The sequence below is a fragment of the Marinobacter iranensis genome, from assembly GCF_029207565.1.
In the GTDB taxonomy this organism is placed as follows: domain Bacteria; phylum Pseudomonadota; class Gammaproteobacteria; order Pseudomonadales; family Oleiphilaceae; genus Marinobacter; species Marinobacter iranensis.
The window spans coordinates 1-296 of record NZ_JANCMW010000060.1 but is presented as its reverse complement, the minus strand read 5'-3'; the positions used below and the strand labels follow the sequence as shown (position 1 = coordinate 296).

Below are 296 nucleotides of genomic sequence, written 5' to 3'. Positions count from 1 at the left end.
ATGAAAAGCCGGCATCCTCCTCCCGGCCCCGATCCGTCACCCCGGCGAAAGCCGGGATCCCAGGCGAAGGCGCGGGGAAAGCGCCGCACGAGATCCCGGCCTTCGCCGGGATGACGCTATCGGCAATCCTGCACCGCCTCGAGCACGATCGGCGCCCATTCCCGGCGGCAGATCAGCAGGTCGGGGATGCTCGTGCTGGCCTGGTTGTAGACGATCGGCGAACCGTCGATGCGCGAAGCATGGAGCCCTGCCGCCAGCGCGACCGCCACCGGCGCGCAATTGTCCCACTGATGCTG

The 296-nt window shown here is 68.6% G+C and carries 1 pseudogene; it reads right to left on the bottom strand.

Going from position 1 to position 296, the window contains the following annotated elements:
- Positions 1-116 precede the first annotated feature (116 nt).
- A pseudogene (locus NLU14_RS21440) lies at positions 117-296 on the bottom strand (3'(2'),5'-bisphosphate nucleotidase CysQ); the annotation flags it as partial.